Origin of the sequence: Ruicaihuangia caeni, assembly GCF_029952955.1 — a bacterium.
Lineage (GTDB): Bacteria > Actinomycetota > Actinomycetes > Actinomycetales > Microbacteriaceae > Ruicaihuangia > Ruicaihuangia caeni.
The window spans coordinates 477,661-494,572 of record NZ_JASATX010000002.1; the positions used below are offsets into that span (position 1 = coordinate 477,661).

13 protein-coding genes and 1 tRNA gene are annotated in these 16,912 nt (G+C 68.8%); 7 read left to right on the forward strand and 7 right to left on the reverse strand.

Features of this window, described 5'->3' with window-relative positions:
- Positions 1 to 31 precede the first annotated feature (31 nt).
- Positions 32 to 1,051 carry a TRAP transporter substrate-binding protein DctP gene (gene dctP, locus QF206_RS07350; RefSeq protein WP_281488559.1) on the forward strand — a complete coding sequence of 340 codons (1,020 nt, stop codon included), beginning with the start codon at positions 32 to 34 and terminating at the stop codon, positions 1,049 to 1,051.
- Positions 1,052 to 1,289: 238 nt separating this feature from the next.
- The gene (locus QF206_RS07355) at positions 1,290 to 2,696 is read left to right on the forward strand and encodes an NAD(P)/FAD-dependent oxidoreductase (RefSeq protein WP_281488560.1); all 1,407 of its coding nucleotides are present in this window, start codon (positions 1,290 to 1,292) and stop codon (positions 2,694 to 2,696) included.
- Positions 2,697 to 3,364: 668 nt separating this feature from the next.
- Here the strand turns inward: QF206_RS07355 and QF206_RS07360 are convergent.
- Entirely contained in the window at positions 3,365 to 6,376 is a 3,012-nt protein-coding gene (locus QF206_RS07360) for an FAD-binding and (Fe-S)-binding domain-containing protein (RefSeq protein ID WP_422785368.1), read from the reverse strand.
- 40 nt (positions 6,377 to 6,416) lie between these two features.
- Positions 6,417 to 7,145, reverse strand: a complete 729-nt coding sequence (locus QF206_RS07365; protein WP_281488561.1) for a GntR family transcriptional regulator — start codon at positions 7,143 to 7,145, stop codon at positions 6,417 to 6,419.
- A 168-nt stretch (positions 7,146 to 7,313) separates the two neighbouring features.
- Between QF206_RS07365 and QF206_RS07370 the strand changes: the two genes are divergently transcribed.
- Genes QF206_RS07370 through QF206_RS07380 form a run of 3 tightly spaced genes read left to right on the forward strand, consistent with a single transcriptional unit; the run spans position 7,314 to position 10,026 of the window.
- The gene (locus tag QF206_RS07370) at positions 7,314 to 8,768 is read left to right on the forward strand and encodes an APC family permease (protein ID WP_281488562.1); all 1,455 of its coding nucleotides are present in this window, start codon (positions 7,314 to 7,316) and stop codon (positions 8,766 to 8,768) included.
- Entirely contained in the window at positions 8,765 to 9,412 is a 648-nt protein-coding gene (locus tag QF206_RS07375) for an urea carboxylase-associated family protein (protein ID WP_281488563.1), read from the forward strand. The genes QF206_RS07370 and QF206_RS07375 overlap by 4 nt, the downstream gene beginning before the upstream one ends.
- On the forward strand, positions 9,409 to 10,026 hold the full coding sequence (locus QF206_RS07380) for an isochorismatase family protein (RefSeq protein WP_281488564.1): 618 nt from the start codon (positions 9,409 to 9,411) through the stop codon (positions 10,024 to 10,026). The genes QF206_RS07375 and QF206_RS07380 overlap by 4 nt, the downstream gene beginning before the upstream one ends.
- 23 nt (positions 10,027 to 10,049) lie before the next feature.
- Here the strand turns inward: QF206_RS07380 and QF206_RS07385 are convergent, their stop codons facing one another.
- The gene (locus tag QF206_RS07385) at positions 10,050 to 10,976 is read right to left on the reverse strand and encodes a LysR family transcriptional regulator (protein ID WP_281488565.1); all 927 of its coding nucleotides are present in this window, start codon (positions 10,974 to 10,976) and stop codon (positions 10,050 to 10,052) included.
- A gap of 83 nt (positions 10,977 to 11,059) precedes the next feature.
- Between QF206_RS07385 and QF206_RS07390 the strand changes: the two genes are divergently transcribed.
- Positions 11,060 to 11,134: transfer RNA gene (locus tag QF206_RS07390), tRNA-Arg, on the forward strand.
- A 143-nt stretch (positions 11,135 to 11,277) separates the two neighbouring features.
- Here QF206_RS07390 and QF206_RS07395 read toward each other — a convergent pair.
- The gene (locus QF206_RS07395; RefSeq protein ID WP_281488566.1) at positions 11,278 to 11,904 is read right to left on the reverse strand and encodes an SDR family NAD(P)-dependent oxidoreductase; all 627 of its coding nucleotides are present in this window, start codon (positions 11,902 to 11,904) and stop codon (positions 11,278 to 11,280) included.
- 493 nt (positions 11,905 to 12,397) lie between these two features.
- On the opposite strand from QF206_RS07395, the gene QF206_RS07400 reads away from it, so the two are divergent.
- Positions 12,398 to 13,159 (forward strand): hypothetical protein, encoded by a 762-nt coding sequence (locus QF206_RS07400; RefSeq protein WP_281488567.1) that lies wholly within the window; start codon positions 12,398 to 12,400, stop codon positions 13,157 to 13,159.
- A 9-nt stretch (positions 13,160 to 13,168) separates the two neighbouring features.
- Here the strand turns inward: QF206_RS07400 and QF206_RS07405 are convergent, their stop codons facing one another.
- The 3 genes from QF206_RS07405 to QF206_RS07415 all read right to left on the reverse strand — a co-directional run bounded on the left by QF206_RS07405 (position 13,169) and on the right by QF206_RS07415 (position 16,726).
- Positions 13,169 to 14,608: an FAD-dependent oxidoreductase gene (locus tag QF206_RS07405; protein WP_281488568.1), complete on the reverse strand. Its 1,440-nt coding sequence runs from the start codon at positions 14,606 to 14,608 to the stop codon at positions 13,169 to 13,171.
- A gap of 65 nt (positions 14,609 to 14,673) precedes the next feature.
- Positions 14,674 to 15,588 carry an alpha/beta fold hydrolase gene (locus QF206_RS07410; protein ID WP_281488569.1) on the reverse strand — a complete coding sequence of 305 codons (915 nt, stop codon included), beginning with the start codon at positions 15,586 to 15,588 and terminating at the stop codon, positions 14,674 to 14,676.
- Positions 15,589 to 15,592: 4 nt separating this feature from the next.
- Complete coding sequence (locus tag QF206_RS07415; RefSeq protein ID WP_281488570.1) at positions 15,593 to 16,726, reverse strand: glycosyltransferase; 1,134 nt, start codon at positions 16,724 to 16,726, stop codon at positions 15,593 to 15,595.
- Between the last annotated feature and the right edge of the window lie 186 nt (positions 16,727 to 16,912).

Genomic DNA, 16,912 nt, shown 5'->3' on the forward strand with positions numbered 1-16,912 from the left:
TCGGCCGGGCAATCCACCCACAGGAGAATCAATGAAGATGATGAAGCGCGCCGCTGTCGCGGTCTCGCTGGTCGCGGCGGGCGGTCTGCTCGCCGGATGTGCAGCGGGGTCGCCGAGCGGCAACGGTGACGGCGACGCAGCGGAGAGCATGACCATCCGCGTCTCGCACGTCGAGCCCTCCGACAGCATCACGCACAAGGCCCTCGAGGAGGTCGCGGAGCGCGTTTCAGAGCGGACCGACGGCAACCTCGTGCTCGAGATCTACCCCGACGGACAGCTCGGCACGACGACCGACATCCTGGAGCAGTCGGCTTCGGGCGAGACCATCATCGGCTACGTGGATGCCGCCTCGCTCGCCGCCCTCGGCGCGAAGCAGATGGACATCCTCGGCGGTCCGTTCCTCTTCGAGAGCACCGAGCAGGCGCAGACCTTCCACGAGTCCGACATGTTCGCGGGCATGGTGGATGAGCTCGCCGAGAACGCCGACGTGCGCGTGCTGGCGCTCAACTACTTCCTCGGCACTCGCAACATCCTCGGCGCCGACGGCTACCCCGAGCCCAGCGACCTCGAGGGCGTCAAGCTGCGCACGCCGCCGATCGAGACCTGGACCCGCACGTTCGAGCTCGTGGGCGCAGTGCCGACCACGGTCGAGTACACCGAGGCATACAGTGCGCTTGAGCAGGGCGTCGTGAGCGCCGCGGAGAGCGACATCAACTCGTTCCCCTCGACCAAGTGGTACGAGGCCGTCAAGCACCTCACCCTGACGCACCACTTCCAGCTCTTCCTCGGCTTCGCCATGAACGAGCAGGCGTTCCAGGACCTTTCTGACGAGTACCGCCAGGTGCTCATCGAGGAGTTCAGCCAGGGCGGCATCGACAGCACCCAGGTGAACATCGACAACGAGGCCGCGAGCATCGCCCTCCTCGAGGAGAACGGCGTGACCGTGCACGAGGCGAACCTCGCTGCGTACCGCGACGCGACCGCACCGTTCTACGACGGCTACGAAGCGGGCTTCCTCGAGAAGGTCCGCGAAGCCGCCGGCATGAAGTAGACCTTCGGGAGACATCCCTCAGGTCAAGGGCACCCGGTGGTCATTCCGCCGGGTGCCCTTTCCATCTGCACACCTCCTCGCAATACAGTCGGAGCATCATGAACCGCTTCCTCACGTTCGGCTAGCGCAGCCGGCGTATCCGCCCGCCCCCGTCGACGGGTGCCACGGATCCGCCGGGACGACCGCCGCGCTGTGCCGCGGCATCCGAACGCATCGATGAGTGAAAGACGAGAAATTCATGACTGATCTGACTGCCCGCCCCCGAGTGAACGGCGATGTGTCGTTCTGGTTCGCCGAGACCGCACCGGGCGCTCGCCGTGAGAGGCTGGATCGCGACTTGCAAGCCGACGTCGTCTTCGTCGGCGCCGGGTACACGAGCCTCTGGGGTGCGTACTACCTCAAGCAGGCGAAGCCCGAGCTCGACATCGTGATCCTCGAGCGGGAGACCGCAGGGTTCGGGGCTTCGAGCCGCAACGGCGGCTGGTTGTCGTACGGTCTTCCGGGTCAGGCGAGCCGCTACGCGAAGAGCCACGGCAAGCAGAGCGTCGTCGACTTCCAGCGCGAGATCTTCGGGACCATCGACGAGGTGCTTCGTGTGGCCGCTGTCGAGGGGATCGACGCCGATCTCGCGAAGGACGGTGAGATCGCGATCGCGACGAACGCGGCTCAGCGTGCGCGGCTTCGCGCGGAGTTCGAAGGAGCGGCCGAGTGGGGCTTCGGGGCCGACGACCTGCGCTGGGTCGAAGGTCGCGAACTCGACGACTTCGCCCGGCTCGAGGGCGGCACAGCCGGCCTCTGGTCGCCGCACTGCGCTCGCGTGCAACCCGCGAAGCTCGCGCGCGGCCTCGCGGACGCCGTCGAACGCATGGGTGTGCGCATCTACGAGAACACCGGTGTGAGCGAGATCCGGCCGCGCGAGGCCGTGACGGTCGACGGTCACACGGTGCGCGCCGACTACATCGTGCGCGGCACCGAGGGCTTCACGCCGTCGCTCAAGGGTCAGAAGCGCGACTGGCTGCCGAAGCTCAGCAGCATGATCGTGACCGAGCCGCTCGGAGACCGCGTCATCGACGAGATCTTCTGGTCGAGCAGCGTCATGGTGCGCGATGCCGCCCACTTCTTCTGCTACATCCACAAGACCGCGGAGAACCGCATCGCGCTGGGCGGTCCGGGCGTTCCCTACCTCTGGGGTTCACGGACCGACGACCACGGCAAGACGGCGGAGCGCTCAGTGCGCGAACTGCACCAGGCGCTGCTTCGGCTGTTCCCGATGCTCGCCGACGCGCGCATCGACCACACGTGGACAGGAGTGCTCGGCATCCCGCGCGACTGGTCGGCGACGGTGTCGGTCGATCATGAGCAGGGTGTTGCAGTCGCCGGCGGGTACGTCGGAGATGGCGTGAGCAGCACGAACCTCGCGGGTCGCACGCTTCGCGACTTGATCCTGCGCGAAGACACAGAGCTGACGCGGATGCCGTGGGTGAACAAGCGCATCCGCAAGTGGGAGCCCGAGCCGCTTCGCTGGGTGGCGCTGAACGGCATGTACAGCATCTACTCGCTGGCCGATCGGCTCGAGGCCCGCAGCGACTCCGCTCGCACGTCGTTCCTGGCGACCGCCGCGAACATCGTGACCGGCCGGCACTAGGCCGCGCCGCGCTTGTACGGGAGGCCCGGGTCGTTCACGCGACCCGGGCCTTTCCAGTTGGTCTGCTCTCTGGCCCGCCGGGCCACGCGCGCACGCCCGCCCGCCCGACTAAGCGCTTGCGCCAGCTGCGGACGGTTGCGCCGCATGCTCCTGGCGCAACCGTCTCCGAGTGGCGCAGACGTGGGTGCGGACGCGCGGATGCATGGGCGGCGACGGATGCCGGCGGGCAACCGCGCTCGGTCTGGCAGGCGCGCGCGCCACTTCCGCGTGTCCGCGCCACGTCCTGGTGGCGCGGAAGCGATCAAGTGGGGCGCACATCGGGCCTCGGGGCTGATTTCGGGCGGCGCGGGTGTTTGGAGGGGCGGTGGGCCGCAAGGTAGGTGGCGACGCGGGCCACGGCGGATGCCGTGGCGCCCACCGGCACACCCAAGCGCCCTGCCCGCGAGCTAAGCGTGTCCGCGCCCTGGTGGCGCGGAAGCGATCAAGTGGCGCGCACATCAGGCCTCGGGGCGGATTTCGGGCGGCGCGGATGTCTGGCCGGGCGGCTGCCTGCGGGGCGGGCGTCTCGCAGGGCGGGTTTCTGTCGTCGCGGATGCGCGGCGCGGCGCGGCGCATGCCCGGCGGGGCGGAGGCCTCGACGAGAGCTGAGAGTGCGGCGGTGGTCGCCGCTACGGCTTCGCGAGGGCGGCGGCGAGCACTTGCGCGAGGTGCTCCCCGTCGCGGTCGGCGAGCTGATCGGCCTGCGTGCGGCACGAGAAGCCGTCGGCGAGCAGCCGGGCCCCGGCGTCCGACCGCAGTGCTGGCAGCATCGCGTTCTCGGCGACCTTCACCGACACGTCGTAGTGCCCCTGCTCCATGCCGAAGTTGCCTGCGAGCCCGCAGCATCCGGCGAGCTCGGTCACCTCGGCGCCGAGCGAGGCGAGCAGCCCGCGATCCGTCGCGTACCCCATCACGGCGTGGTGGTGGCAGTGCGGCTGCACGACGAAGCGCTCGCCCTCCAGCGACGGAGGCTGCCACGCGGGCTCCTGCTTCGCGCGCTCCGCGAGCAGCTCGGCGAGGGTGACCGTCGCCTTCGCGACGCTGCGCGCTCGCTCGTCGCCCGGCAGCAGCTCAAGCAGGTCGGAGCGCAGCACCGCGGTGCACGAGGGCTCGAGCCCGAGGATCGGCATGCCGGCATCCGCGTACGGGTGCAGTTCCTTGACCAGCGCGGTCAGCTTGCGACGCGCTGCGTCGAGCTGTCCGGTCGTGATCCAGGTGAGTCCGCAGCAGACGGATGCCTGCGGCAGCACCGGGTCGTACCCCGCGTCGCGCAGCACCGCGACCGCAGACTCGGCGATCGCCGGCGAGAAGCAGTCGGAGAACGAGTCGACCCAGAGCAGCACCTTTCGGCCGGTCGCGACGCCCCCGTCGGCGGCACCCGCCGCAGCAGCACCCGCCGCCACGGCACTCGCCGCCACGGCACCCGCCGCCACGACACTCGCCGCAGCGGCGCCCGGCGACCCGCCCCCCGCGAGGCGAGCGGTGTCGCCCCAGGCGGCCGCCCCGGCATCCGCCCTCAGCTCCTTAGCCCGGCTGGTGAAGCGCCCGCCGGCGAACTTCGGGATCGACCGGCGCGTGTCCATGCCGCCGAGCTTGAGCACGAGCTTCTGGATGGGGCGCGGCGACAGCACCGCGTTCACCAGCGGAGCGATCGGCGCGACGAGGCGTGCCCAGCGCGGCAGCCAGCCGAGCACATAGTGCGTGATCGGGCGGATGCGGCCCTTGAACTTGTTGTGCAGCACTTCCGACTTGTAGGCGGCCATGTCGACACCGGCCGGGCAGTCGCTCGAGCAGGCCTTGCACGAGAGGCAGAGCTCAAGCGCGTCGCGCACCTCTTCGGAGCGCCAGGCGTCCTTGACGAAGCTGCCGTTGACCATCTCCTGCAGCACGCGCGCGCGGCCGCGGGTGGAGTCCTTCTCGTCCGCGGTCGCGATGTACGAGGGGCACATGAACCCGCCGGCCGCCGTGTTGTCGACCCGGCACTTGCCGACCCCGACGCAGCGGTGCACCGCGTTCGTGAACGACCCCTTGTCGTGCCCGTAGGCGAACCCGTTGACCCGGGCGATATTGAGCGCGGCCGGCCGCCGAAGGTCGGCGTCGAGCGGATGCGGATCGACCAGCACGCCAGGGTTCAGCACGTTCTCCGGGTCGAAGAGGTGCTTGAACCCCTTGAACGAGGCGATCGCCGCGTCGCTGTACATGTAGGGGAGCAGCTCGCTGCGAGCCCGCCCGTCGCCGTGCTCGCCCGAGAGCGACCCGCCGTACGACGCGATGAGCTTCGCAGCATCCACCATCATCGCTCGCAGCGTGTCGCCGTTCTCGTCGAGCGGGATGTCGAGCCGCACGTGGATGCAGCCGTCGCCGAAGTGCCCGTAGGGCATGCCTTCGATTCCGTAGCCCTCGAGCATCGCGTCGAAGTCGCGCAGGTAGGCGCCGAGCTGCTCGGGCGGCACGGCGGCGTCTTCGAAGCCGGGCCATGCCTGGTTGCCCGACTGGGTGCGCCCGGCGAGCCCGGCCCCATCTTCGCGGATGCGCCAGATCGCCCGCTGCGCCTGGCCGGGAGGCAGCAACGCCGAGTCGACCGCTCCGGATGCCGCGACCAGCCGGCGGGCGCGCTGCTCGGTGTCGCGCTCGTCTTCGCCCGAGAGCTCAACGAGCAGCCAACCCGCCCCATCCGGCAGGGCCTCGACGGCGCCGTCGCCGCGAGCGCGGCGCACCGCGTCGACCAGGCGGGCATCGAGACCCTCGATGGCACCGGGGGAGTGCTCGAGCAGCACGGGCACGGCATCCGCTGCCTCATACATCGACCGGTAGCCGAGCACGACGAGCAGTGGCGCCTTCGGCACGTCGACCAGTCGCACCGTCGCGCCCAGCACGATCGCGCAGGTGCCCTCAGTGCCGACGAGCGCACGCGCGAGGTTGTGACCGCGCTCCGGAAGCAGGTGCTCGAGCCCATACCCCGACACCTGTCGCTCGAACCGTCCGAGCTCGGTGCGGAACGTGGCGAGGTTCGCGCGGGTGAACTCCTCGAGCCCTGGAACGACGCCGAGATCGTCGGATGCCGTGAACCGCCGCCCCATGCCGTCGATCACGTCGAGGTCGATCACATTGTCGGAGGTGCGCCCGAACGAGAGCGAGTGCGCACCGCAGGCGTTGTTGCCGATCATGCCTCCGATCGACGCGCGAGCCCATGTCGACGGGTCTGGGCCGAAGCGGAGGCCGTGCGGAGCAGCGGCTCTCTGCAGCGCGCCCATGATCACCCCGGGCTCGACACGCGCGGTGCGCGCTATCGGGTCGAGATCCAGGATGCGGTTGAACGCTCGTGAGGTGTCGAGCACGATGCCGGGGCCGATCGAGTTACCCGCGATCGAGGTGCCGCCGCCGCGCATCGCGAGCGGCGTTGCCGTTTCGCGGGCGATGGCGAGTGACGCGACGATGTCGTCGGCGGTCTCGGGGAACACCACGACGTCGGGCACGACCCTGTAGTTGGATGCGTCGGTCGAGTACTCCGCGCGGCGGCGCTTGGCGTCGTCGACCGTGCCGCGCAGTTCGCGCTGCAGGCGAGCGACGAGATCGCGGCGGGCGCCCTCGGCATCCGTTGCGGCCTCGCCCTTCGAAGGAGTGGGCGCCGTCATCGTCATGAGTAGCATGCTACGCGATCGGATGCCGCGGCTCCAGCGTCTATCGCAGGCGGTCGGCCCAGCCCTCATCGACGGGCTCGCCGGTGCGAGCCGCGACCTGGTGCATGAGCATGGTGCCCGTCGAGGCGAGGTGCTCGCGCATATGGGATGCCGCGGCATCCGCATCGCCCGAGCGGATCGCCTCGACGATCGGGGCGTGCTGGGCGTGCACGTCCTCGAGGGTGCGTTCGCGGGCGAGCGTCGTCGCACCCCGGGCCTCGGTGCGGTTGCGCAAGGTCTCGACCAGATCGGCAGCCTGTTGATTGCCGGCGAGCTGCAGGATCGCCTCGTGCAGCTCATGGTCGCGTCGCCTGAACTCGGCCTGATCGCCGGATGCGAGTGCCTTGTCGAGCGCCGTGAGCGACTCATCGAGCCGCGCGCGGCCCTTCGCGTCGGTAGCGCGTGCCGCGAGCGCCGTCATGGGCACCTCGACCAGCAGCCGCAGTTCGAACACCTCTCGGATGTCGTCGACGCGCACACCGCGCACGCGGAAGCCCTGGTTGCGCTCGATCTGCAGCATCCCGGCATCCGCGAGCCGCAGCACGGCTTCGCGCACCGGAGTGCGGGAGACACCGTATTGCTCGGCCAGCTGATAGATGGAGTGCGCCGATCCGTGCGCGAGCTCGCCGCTCACGATCGCGTCGCGCAGAAGCTCATGGATGCGGTCTGAGGTGCGTGGGCGAGGCGGCATGCGGCTCCCGTGGTCGAGTTGCGCCGGCGGTTGCGGCACCAGCGGCATGCTACGCGAAACCGAGCGAACGTCGCGGAACGCCGAGCGCTGGCAGCGCGCGACGGCGGCACAGCAGCGACCTCTGCGTCACTCGCGATCAGCGGAACCGATCGCCCGATTCGCGAATGGTGCTCGTCACTTCTGGGAGCGTCGGGCACGATGGCCGCCATGGCAGACCTCAGACCCGCAACGCAGACGTTGCGTCCCGACTCGATCGGCCTCGCCGCGATCGTGTTCCTCATCATCGCGACCGTCGCGCCCATGTCGGGCACGATCGGAGCCCTCCCACTCGCCTTCGGCCTCGGCACGGGGTCCGGCACCGCCGCCGCCTTCGCCGTGGTCGCCGTCGTGCTCGTGCTCTTCACGGTCGGCTACATGGCCATGAGCCGCCACATCGCGAACGCGGGCGGCTTCTACGTGTACATCGGCAAGGGCTTGGGCATGCGGATGGGCAGGGCCACCGGGTATGTGGCGTTCCTCTCTTACAACGTCTTCCAGGTGGCCATCTGGGGCACCTTCGGTTTCTTCTGCAACATCTTCACCGCCGAGTACTTCGGCTTCGAACTTCCGTGGATCGTCTGGGTGCTCGCCGGCATCGCGATCATGGGCACCCTCGGGTACTTCGACATCGACGTCAGTGCCAAGGTGCTCGGCGTCGCGGTGGTGCTCGAAGTGGCGATCATCCTCGCCATGGACTTCGCCATCCTCTTCCAGGGCGGTGCGAGCGGCATCAATCTCGCCCCGTTCTCGCCGGGTGAGTTCCTGTCGAGCAACACGGCGATCGGCCTGATGTTCGCGTTCCTGCTCTTCATCGGCTTCGAGGCGACGGCGATCTATGCCGAGGAGGCGCGCGAGCCTCGCAAGACCATCCCGCGCGCGGCCATCACCGCGGTGCTCATCATCGCCGGCTTCTACATGCTCACCTCGTGGTCGCTCGCGATGGCGTGGGGCGTCGAGGAGGCGGCCGGCGTCGCGCTCGAAGACCCGGGCAACTTCATCTTCGGAGCTGCCGCGACCTATCTCGGCGAGTGGAGCGTCGCCGTCATGCTCGTGCTCTTCATCGTGAGCACCTTCGCGACGAACCTCGGCTTCCACAATGCGATTGCGCGCTACCAGTTCTCGCTTGCCCGGGATGGCTGGGCGCCGCGTGTGCTCGAACGCATCCACCCCAAGCACCGCTCGCCGTTCATGGGCAGCATCGTGCAGACGATCATCGCCGCCGTGATGGTGCTGGCGTTCTTCGTTGCAGGTGCGCACCCGTATGAGCAGATGTTCACCTGGCTCATCTCGCTGGGTGCGCTCGGTCTCATCGCGCTGATGGCGTTCACCTCGCTCGCCGTCATCGCCTACTTCCGCCGCACCCGGCGTGAGCGCAGCGTGTGGGTCACTGTCATATCCCCGGCAATCGCTGCGGTGGCGCTCGCCGCTGAAGCGGTGCTGCTGGTCGCGAATTGGGGTCTCCAGACGATGGATGCCGGTGGGCTCGTGCCCTACCTGCCGCTGCTCCTGCTGGCGGCTGCGGCAATCGGGTTCGCCTGGAAGCACGGGGCGGCCCCGGCCTGGGCGGCCGATGAGCGCGGGGATGCTGCAGAGGCGCCGGAGGCCACGGAGGCGGTGCGATGAGTGCACAGGCTGCGCCCGGCGAGGGGCGAGTGACCGGCGTCCCTGAGGTCATCGATATCCCTCCGGCTACGGGCCGCGCGGTGACGCTCGCCGCGGGTGATGTGCTGCGCGTGATCGATGTGGAGGGCAGCCAGGTCGCCGACCTCGTCGTATATGCCGCGAGCGCTCCCCATGAGGGCTTCTCGCAGGGCTTCACGCGATTGCTGCTCGATCGTGTCGATGTGCGCCCCGGGGACAGCCTGCTCACAGCCGCCGGCGAGCCGTTGCTCACGCTCGTGGGAGACACGGTCGGTGTGCACGACATCCTCTTCCCGCCGTGCAATCGCATGATGTACGAGCGGGTCTTCGGGATCCCCGGCAAGACGGGATGCCGCGAGCACCTGACCGAGGCCCTCGCGCCGCACGGCATCGGCTTCGACCGGGTCACCGACCCGTTCAACGTCTTCATGAATACGCGCATCGGCGATGACAAGCGGATGACGATCCTGCTGCCTACCAGTCGCGCCGGCGACTACGTCGACCTGCGGGCCGATCAGGACGTGATCGTGGCGGTCTCCGCGTGCGCAGCCGATGCCAACGACTGCAACGCCGGTGAGCTCACCGGAATCCGCCTCGAAGTGACGAGAGGGAAGGGCGCTTCATGACCCCCTGGGAAATCGACCCGGCACGCTCGGCTGTGCTCGTGATCGATATGCAGAGAGACTTCGTCGAGGAGGGGCGCCCGATGGAGGTGCCGGCGGCACGAGGCGCCATTCCCGGCATCCGTGCCGTCTGCGACGCTGCACGCTCGGCGGGTGCACCGGTCATCTACACCCAGCACGTGCTGCTCGACGAGTTCGACGTGTCGCCGCTCGAGACGGCGTACAACCCGAAGCTGCGGCAGTTGGGCATGCGCGAGGGGACCGACGGCGTCGAGATCGTCGACGAGCTCGCCCCGATGCCGGGCGACGTGGTCATCGCCAAGCACCGCTACGACGCCTTCCACAACACCCGGCTCGACTCGGTGCTGCGGTCGATCCGCGGGCTGAACGGCATCGACACGGTGATCATCACGGGCACGCTCACCGAGGTGTGTTGCGAATCGACGGCGCGCAGCGCATTCATGCGCGACTACAAGGTCGCGTTGGTCTCCGACGCGACGGGTGCGCTGCTCGAGGGGGCTCAGAAAGCAACGGAGGCCGTGGTCGCGACGTTCTTCGGCCGAGTGCTGACTTCGGCGCAGGTGATCAACGAACTGGCGGCTGCGCGCGTCGGTTGAGACCCACGCCATGCGCCCGAGGTTCACTTCTCGGGTGCTGGCCGCACTGCGCCCGGCACCACCGCGTGGTGCTCGATGGCGAGCTGGTCGGCGAGATGGCAGAACGCTTCTACCGCAGGGCGGCCGTCGTCGGCCCGGCGTGCCACTGCGACCGATGAGTAGCTGGCGTCGTGGAGCGGCACGAATGTCACGCCCGGATGCCGGTGATACCGCGCCGACGTCGCGGGCACCGTGTCGACCACTCGCAGATAGGCCACCGCCGCGAGACCCTCGCTGATCGACCGCATCTCGGCGCGAGGGCGCCCGGCACCCTGCCATGGGTCGCCACAGGTCCAGAAGCTGCGCCACGGGTCGGGCACTCCGGTTCCGGCGAGCACGAACGGCTGCTCGGCCAGATCCGCGACCGAGATCGCGTCGGCGTCGGCGAGTTCGTGCCGCGCTGGCAGCGCCGCGAGCCGCGGCTCGTCGAAGAGGGGAGTGAACGCGACGTCGTCTCGGTCGCACAGCGGGTGGAGGATCGCCACATCGACGATCCCGTCGAGCAACTCGTCGAACTGGCGCGTCATCGACAGCTCGTGGAACACGAGCTCAATGCCGGGCGCAGCGCTGCGATAGGCATCGACGAGCAGCGGAGTGAACTCGCCGGCGCCTGCGCCGAACATGCCCACCCGCAAGACACCGGAGTGCCCATCGGCAATGGAGCGCACATCGTCCTGCAGCACGGCCAGATTCGCGAGCACGGTGCGCGCGTGCTCCAAGAACCGGGTGCCGGCCTCGGTCGGAGTGGAGCCGGCGGGGGTGCGGTCGAACAGGCGGACTCCGAGCTCGCGCTCGAGTTGCGCGATCTGCTGGCTGAACGCCGACTGCGTGATGTAGGCGGCCTGCGCCGCCCGACCGAAGTGCCGATGCTCGTCCAGCAGCACCGCGTAGCGCAACTGCCTGATCTCCATCACCGCAGCCTAGTGATTCCCGTACTTGCTGCATATGGTCCCGGAACGGCCCGGCGGTGCCTCCACTAGACTCGTGCGAGTCCGCCTCTGTAGCTCAATGGAAGAGCAGTTCCGTCCTAAGGAAAGGGTTGGGGGTTCGAGTCCCTCCAGGGGCACCATTGTGATGAGTCGGACATAGGTCTCGGCTGAGTCGCGACATGTGTCACGTTCAAGAGCCCGGCCATCGGCTGGGCTCTCGTTGTTGGTCGTTGCGAGTAGGTCAAGTCACAGCCTCAGTCGAGACCGCGGAACTCGCCCTGCACTAGAACTGGATGGATTCAGCCCCGTGTGTGTCAGCCGGTTCCAGGGTCGAAACCTCCAGCTTCGGGCGGTTGGCAGCGCGGAGTCGGCCGGTGAGCGCACTGCGCAGGCCGCGCGTGATGAGGGTGAACCAGTTGAGCCCGTTGTCCCCTTCTCCGTACAGGTTGACGAGGTCGCCGAATCCTTGCTCCAGGAAGATCGGTAGCGCCATCCGCGAGCCGTGGAAGGTCCCGATGACATTCGTTCGGACCACCCTGGTGAAGTCATCGATCGGGGTGCTCGCGGTCGGTCCGTAGACTCCGGAGATGCCGGCGTTGTTGACCCAGATGGACAAGGTCCCGCGGGCGCGGGCATGATCTCGTAGCGCTTCCACGTCTGCGAGAACGGTGGTGTCGCAGGTCACACCGGTGACGTCGAGGCCTTCGGCTCGCAGGGGGTCGATGGCCGCGTTGACGTGAGCTTCGTCGCGTGAGGACACGACCACGGTGGCGCCGCTTCGACCGAGTACGCGCGCCATCGCTAGGCCAAGGCCGCGGGTGGAGCCGGTGATCACGGCGACCCGGCCGGCGAGCTGAGATCCTCTCGGAGCGACGTCCCCCGCTGACGGCGATCTGGCAATGCCGGACATCGCACCTCCCGCCGCGCAGATCCAAGAATCGTGGCTCGATCGCCCGTATGCCGACCGTAGGCTCGGCGGCCTCCTGGCGTGCAGGACTTTGGGCCCGCAGCAGCGGCGCTCGCCGGCCGATGCGAGGACGTTCTCCTCTCGCGTCTCGGAGTCCGTGCCGCGAGTGCTTCGATCCACGAGGTCGAAGGCCGCGAACGAGAAGCGTCCTCATCCGAACCCGACCCGTCATCGCGCGGCAACCTGCCCGTCACTGCATTCCGCAACCGGTGATCTCGCCCCGCACCAATTCGCGGAATGTCTGCTCGACCTTCGAAGTTCGGCGATTGACAGTGCTTCGGCGCTAGAGGCGTCTGCTTGACAGGCTAATGACATTAGCCATAGTCTCCACGCTGCGGGAGGGAGCCTTCCGCCCAGTGACAGCAGCGCTCGCCATGAGGGGAGCCCGGCGTTCGGCGCGTGGCGCCCGTCGCGAGCAAAGGAGCCGACTGAAGAGATGTCCACCACGATCGCCTCACCGCGTACCCACGACCGTGCCTTGCCGTACACCGGCCGTCGAGTGGTCGCGATGCTGCTCCTTCGCACCGTGCTGTTCGCGCTGTTCCAGGCGATCATCGCTGGGGCTCTCGCTCTCGGCGGCGCCGACGATCCTCTCGCGGCGTCGGCCGCGTGGTGGCCGCTGGCGGCATCCGCTGCGAACCTCGTGAACCTGGGTGTGCTGGCTCGGCTTGCTCGACTGGAGGGCTGCGCCCTGCGCTCCATCTACGTGCCCCAGCGCGCGACCTGGAAGCGCGACGCGCTCACGGCACTCGGCGCGGTCGTCATCGCCGCGCCGGTCTCCATGGCGCCCAACCTGGGGCTGGCCACGCTGCTCTTCGGCGACCCGCAGGTCGCGCTCGACATGTTCGTGCAGCCGCTGCCCCTGTGGGCCGCCATCGCCAGTGTCGTGCTGTTTCCCATCACGATCGCCCTGACTGAACTGCCTACCTACTACTGGTACGTCCAGCCCCGACTGACCGCGCTGGCCGGTTCGGCCTGGGTCGGTGTGATTGCGGCGGCGTTCTTCCACGCAGTGCAGCACGCGGCGCTGCCGTTCATCCTCGACCCTTCCTTCCTGCTGTGGCGAGCGCTGATGTTCCTGCCCTTCGCGCTCCTCGTCGCCCTGGTGATCCGCTGGCGGCCGAGCGTGCTGCCGTATCTCCTGGTGGTCCACTTCGCGATCGATATGCCCGTAGCGCTCATGGTCTTGAGCGCTTGACGCCGCGACTCACCAGGTGAGCGGCCGCAGGTCGCCGAGCACTTCGTTCAATGCCTCCGTGCTCGAGGGATGCGTCCAGATGCCGTCACGCAACTCGGTCGCTGTCACGCCGGCCCGCATGGCAAGCGCCACGAGGTTGATGACCTCCTGGGCGTCGACGCAGAACAGCGTGGCGCCGAGGATGCGGTCGGTCGCAGCATCCACGACCACCTTGATCAGGCCGTGGGTCTCACCGACGATCTTCGGCCGCGGCATAGCGGCGATGTCGGCGACCTGTTTGACCGCGACGAGGACATCGCGACCCGATTCCCGCGCCTCGGTCTCGTTCATGCCCACCCTTGCCAATGGCGGCGTGAGGAAGATCGTCGACGGCACCGCCGCGCGATCTCGAGTGCTGCGCGAGCCGTCGCCTGTGAGCTGGTCGAGCACGATGCGGTAGTCGTCGAGCGACACGTACGTGAACTGCGGGCCTCCGTTGACGTCGCCGACCGCGAACACGCCCTCCGCCGAGGTGCGCAGCCGATCGTCGACCACGATGAATCCGCGGTCATCAGTGGTGACGCCGGCCGCATCCAGACCCAGGTCGTCGGTCACGGGACGACGGCCGGTGGCGAAGAGCACCGCATCGGCCTCCACATGGCGCGTATGCGCAGCTTCACCCGCAGTTCCGTAGGCGACAACGGCCCGATCGCCGGTGTCGTCGACCGCCTCGACCTCGGCGCCGAGCACCACCTCGACGCCGCGTTCTTCGAGCAGCGCGCGCACGGCGTCCGCGACGTCGCGGTCCTCTCCCCGCATGAATCCGTCGTGACGATCGAGTAGGACGACGCCACTTCCGAAACCTGCGAACATCCCCGCGAACTCGAGGCCCACGTAGCCGCCGCCGACGATCACCAGGCGCTCTGGCAACGGGTCGACATGCTGGATCGACGTCGAATCGTGCAGCCTGCCGTGGCGTGCGGCGTCGCTGGCGACGGCCGGCATCGCGGGGACCGTGCCCGTGTTCACGACCACCGTCTCAGCGGAGATCAGCAGGCGGTCGTGTCCGGCCGATACCTCGATCCTTCGGGGCGCGGTGAACCGCGCTTGTCCTTGCACCAGCGTGATCATGTCGACTTCGTCGAGCAGGGCCCGGTTGCGCGCTCGGAGCTTCTCCACGAGGGTGTCGCGGCGCGCGACTGAGCTCGCGAACCGGCGGATGCTGTCTCCAGCTTCGCTCGGCGCGTTGGCGTTGGCGTTGGCGTTGACAATGGCGCCCATCAGCATCCCGCTGTCATGCACCAGCGCCTTGGTCGGTACGCAGTTGATGTTGATGCAACTTCCGCCCGCCATCTCGGCAGAGCGTTCGACGAGCGCGACTCGTTTGCCCTGCCGTCCGAGGGCTCCCGCCAGGGTCTTGCCGGCCTTGCCCCACCCGAGAACCACGATGTCAACCGTGAGATCAGCCATACGGCCAATCTGACCCGACGCGAGAACGGCCGGCACCCGCGGCCACGACGCTTGAGCAGGGAGCCCTAGCGGCCGCCTCCGGCCTCGACGCGTGGCGAGCCCTGCTCGGCAATGGCGGCAGACAGCCACTCGAGCACCTCTGCGCCGCGCGAATCGAGCAGGGAGATGTGGCCGTCGTCCTGCGTCACGGTGCGGATCGCACCGGGCACCGCCGTCGCCAGCCAGCGGGCGGCGTGTGCGGGCACATTGGTGTCGGCCTTGCCGTGCCAGATGCCGAGTGGGCCGCCGGCAGCGGTGGGCGTGAAGCCCCACGGTCCCGCAACCAGTTGCAGATCCCGCAGCGCACCGGCCGTGCCCTGCCGAAGCGCATCCCGCAGGAACGCGGCGAACGGCTCCGCCGCGCCTGGCCGGTCAGCAACGGCGCGGTCGGCCGGCGGCATGCCCTTGCCGGTGGCGGCGATCATCTTTGCCGGGTTCTTGGTGCCCCAGCGCATGAAGGCCAGGCCGGCGCGAGTGAGCCCCGGCATCCTGGTCGACATCGCGATGATGCGGCTCACATCGGGGGAGCGGCCCTCGGTGATGCCCGGCACATCGGCGGGCCCCACACCCGAGACGATCAACGTCGCTGAGACACGGTCGGCGCACACCATGCGCGCGGCGAGCGCCGAGGCTGCGCCGATCGAATAGCCGAACAACCCGAACCGCTCGATGCCCAGCACCGACGCAGCGTCAGCCACATCGCTGCCCCAATCGAGCAGCGTTCGACCCGCCTGGGGAGTGGAACCGCCGATCCCGGGCCGATCGAGGGCGATGAGCCGGATGCCGGCCGAGCGCGCGTGAGCATCGAGACCGAAGAACCGGGTCTCGAGCTTGCTGCTCGGGGCGCCGTGCGTGTGGAACACCGGATGCCCCTGCGGGTCTCCGAGGTCCAGGTAGGTCAATAGCCGGCCATCGGGCAGCGTCAGGGTCGCTTCGGTCACGTGCCTAACGTAGCGACCAAAGATCCTCGATGCGGTCGGCCGCGACTGACGCGCCGCGCTGTCTGCGGAGACGTTCGCCTGTCAGCGCTGCCGACTGAACCAGCGAGGTGTCGCCGAGCATATGGAGCACTGTCGCCCGGATCAGTTCTAGCGCTGCACTGCGGGGCAGCATCCGTCCGACACCTGCCGCCTGCACGATGCGACCGACCATCCGCTGGTCTGAGATGAGGTTCATCGGCAGCACCAGCACCGGGATGCCGTGGGCGAGCGCCTTCAGCGTGGTGGAGTGACCGCCATGGCCGATCACCAGATCCACCTCCGGCAGCAGTTCGGCGTGTGGCGCGCGACCGAGCACCTGCACGCTCGAGCCGCCCCGCAGCTCACTCTCGATCTCGGCGCCCCCTGTCGTGACAATGGCGCGAACGGGGGAGTCGGCGAGCGCCGCGATGATGCGCCGGTACGCGTCGGCCTGGCCGCGGATCCAGGCAGAGCTCAAGCTCACGAGCACGAGCGGCATCGCTCCTGCTTCGCGCGGTGCCGGGGGCACGCCGATCTCGGTCGTCCCCGTCCATTCGAACCGGATCCCCTTGAGATCGCGGCTGAAATCGCGGCGTGACGCAGGGTCGAGCTCGGGGTCGGTGGCCAGCAGTCGCACGTCGGCTCTTGCCCAGAGCGAGACTGCCCGAAGGCGAAGCAGCCGGGATGCCAGATCGATGGGGCCGCGCATGAACCACCGCTGCCAGAACGCGCCGAACGAGTGGAAGAGCGCCGCTGTTGGAACGCCGCTGCCCAGCGCTTCGCGTAGCGACGAGAGCATCGCGCAGTCGACCACGACCGCGTCGGGGCGGCGACTGTCGAGCAGCGAGCGCACATCCTCGGCCACGTGCGGGCCGATCGTCAGATGGCGAAGCGCTGCGAGTTGCCCGATCGAGCCGCCCGGATCGGTCAAGTCGTCATGCGCGAGAGCGGCCAGAGGCACTCGCTCGACCGACATCTCGAGCGCACCGGAGTCGCGCGGCCGCACCCCCGCGAGCGTCACCTCATGCCCCCGACCGGCGAGCTCATTGGCGATCGCCAGCGCCGGTGGCACGTTCCCGCCCGCGTCTGCACTGATCATCAGCACGCGCCTGGGCGACATGCGCACAGTGTAGAGAGACGCCGCGGAGCCGCACAGGTGTGCCAGGCGTCTTCCACGGCGCTGCGCAGACCCGCTAAACCGCGCAAACCCGCAGTGCCTGCCTGGAAATCGATGGCCTGGCGCTTACAGTGGCTGCGTGTGGCGCGCCGAGAGAACTCCCGATGAACCTGCGGCGGGCGATGCCGC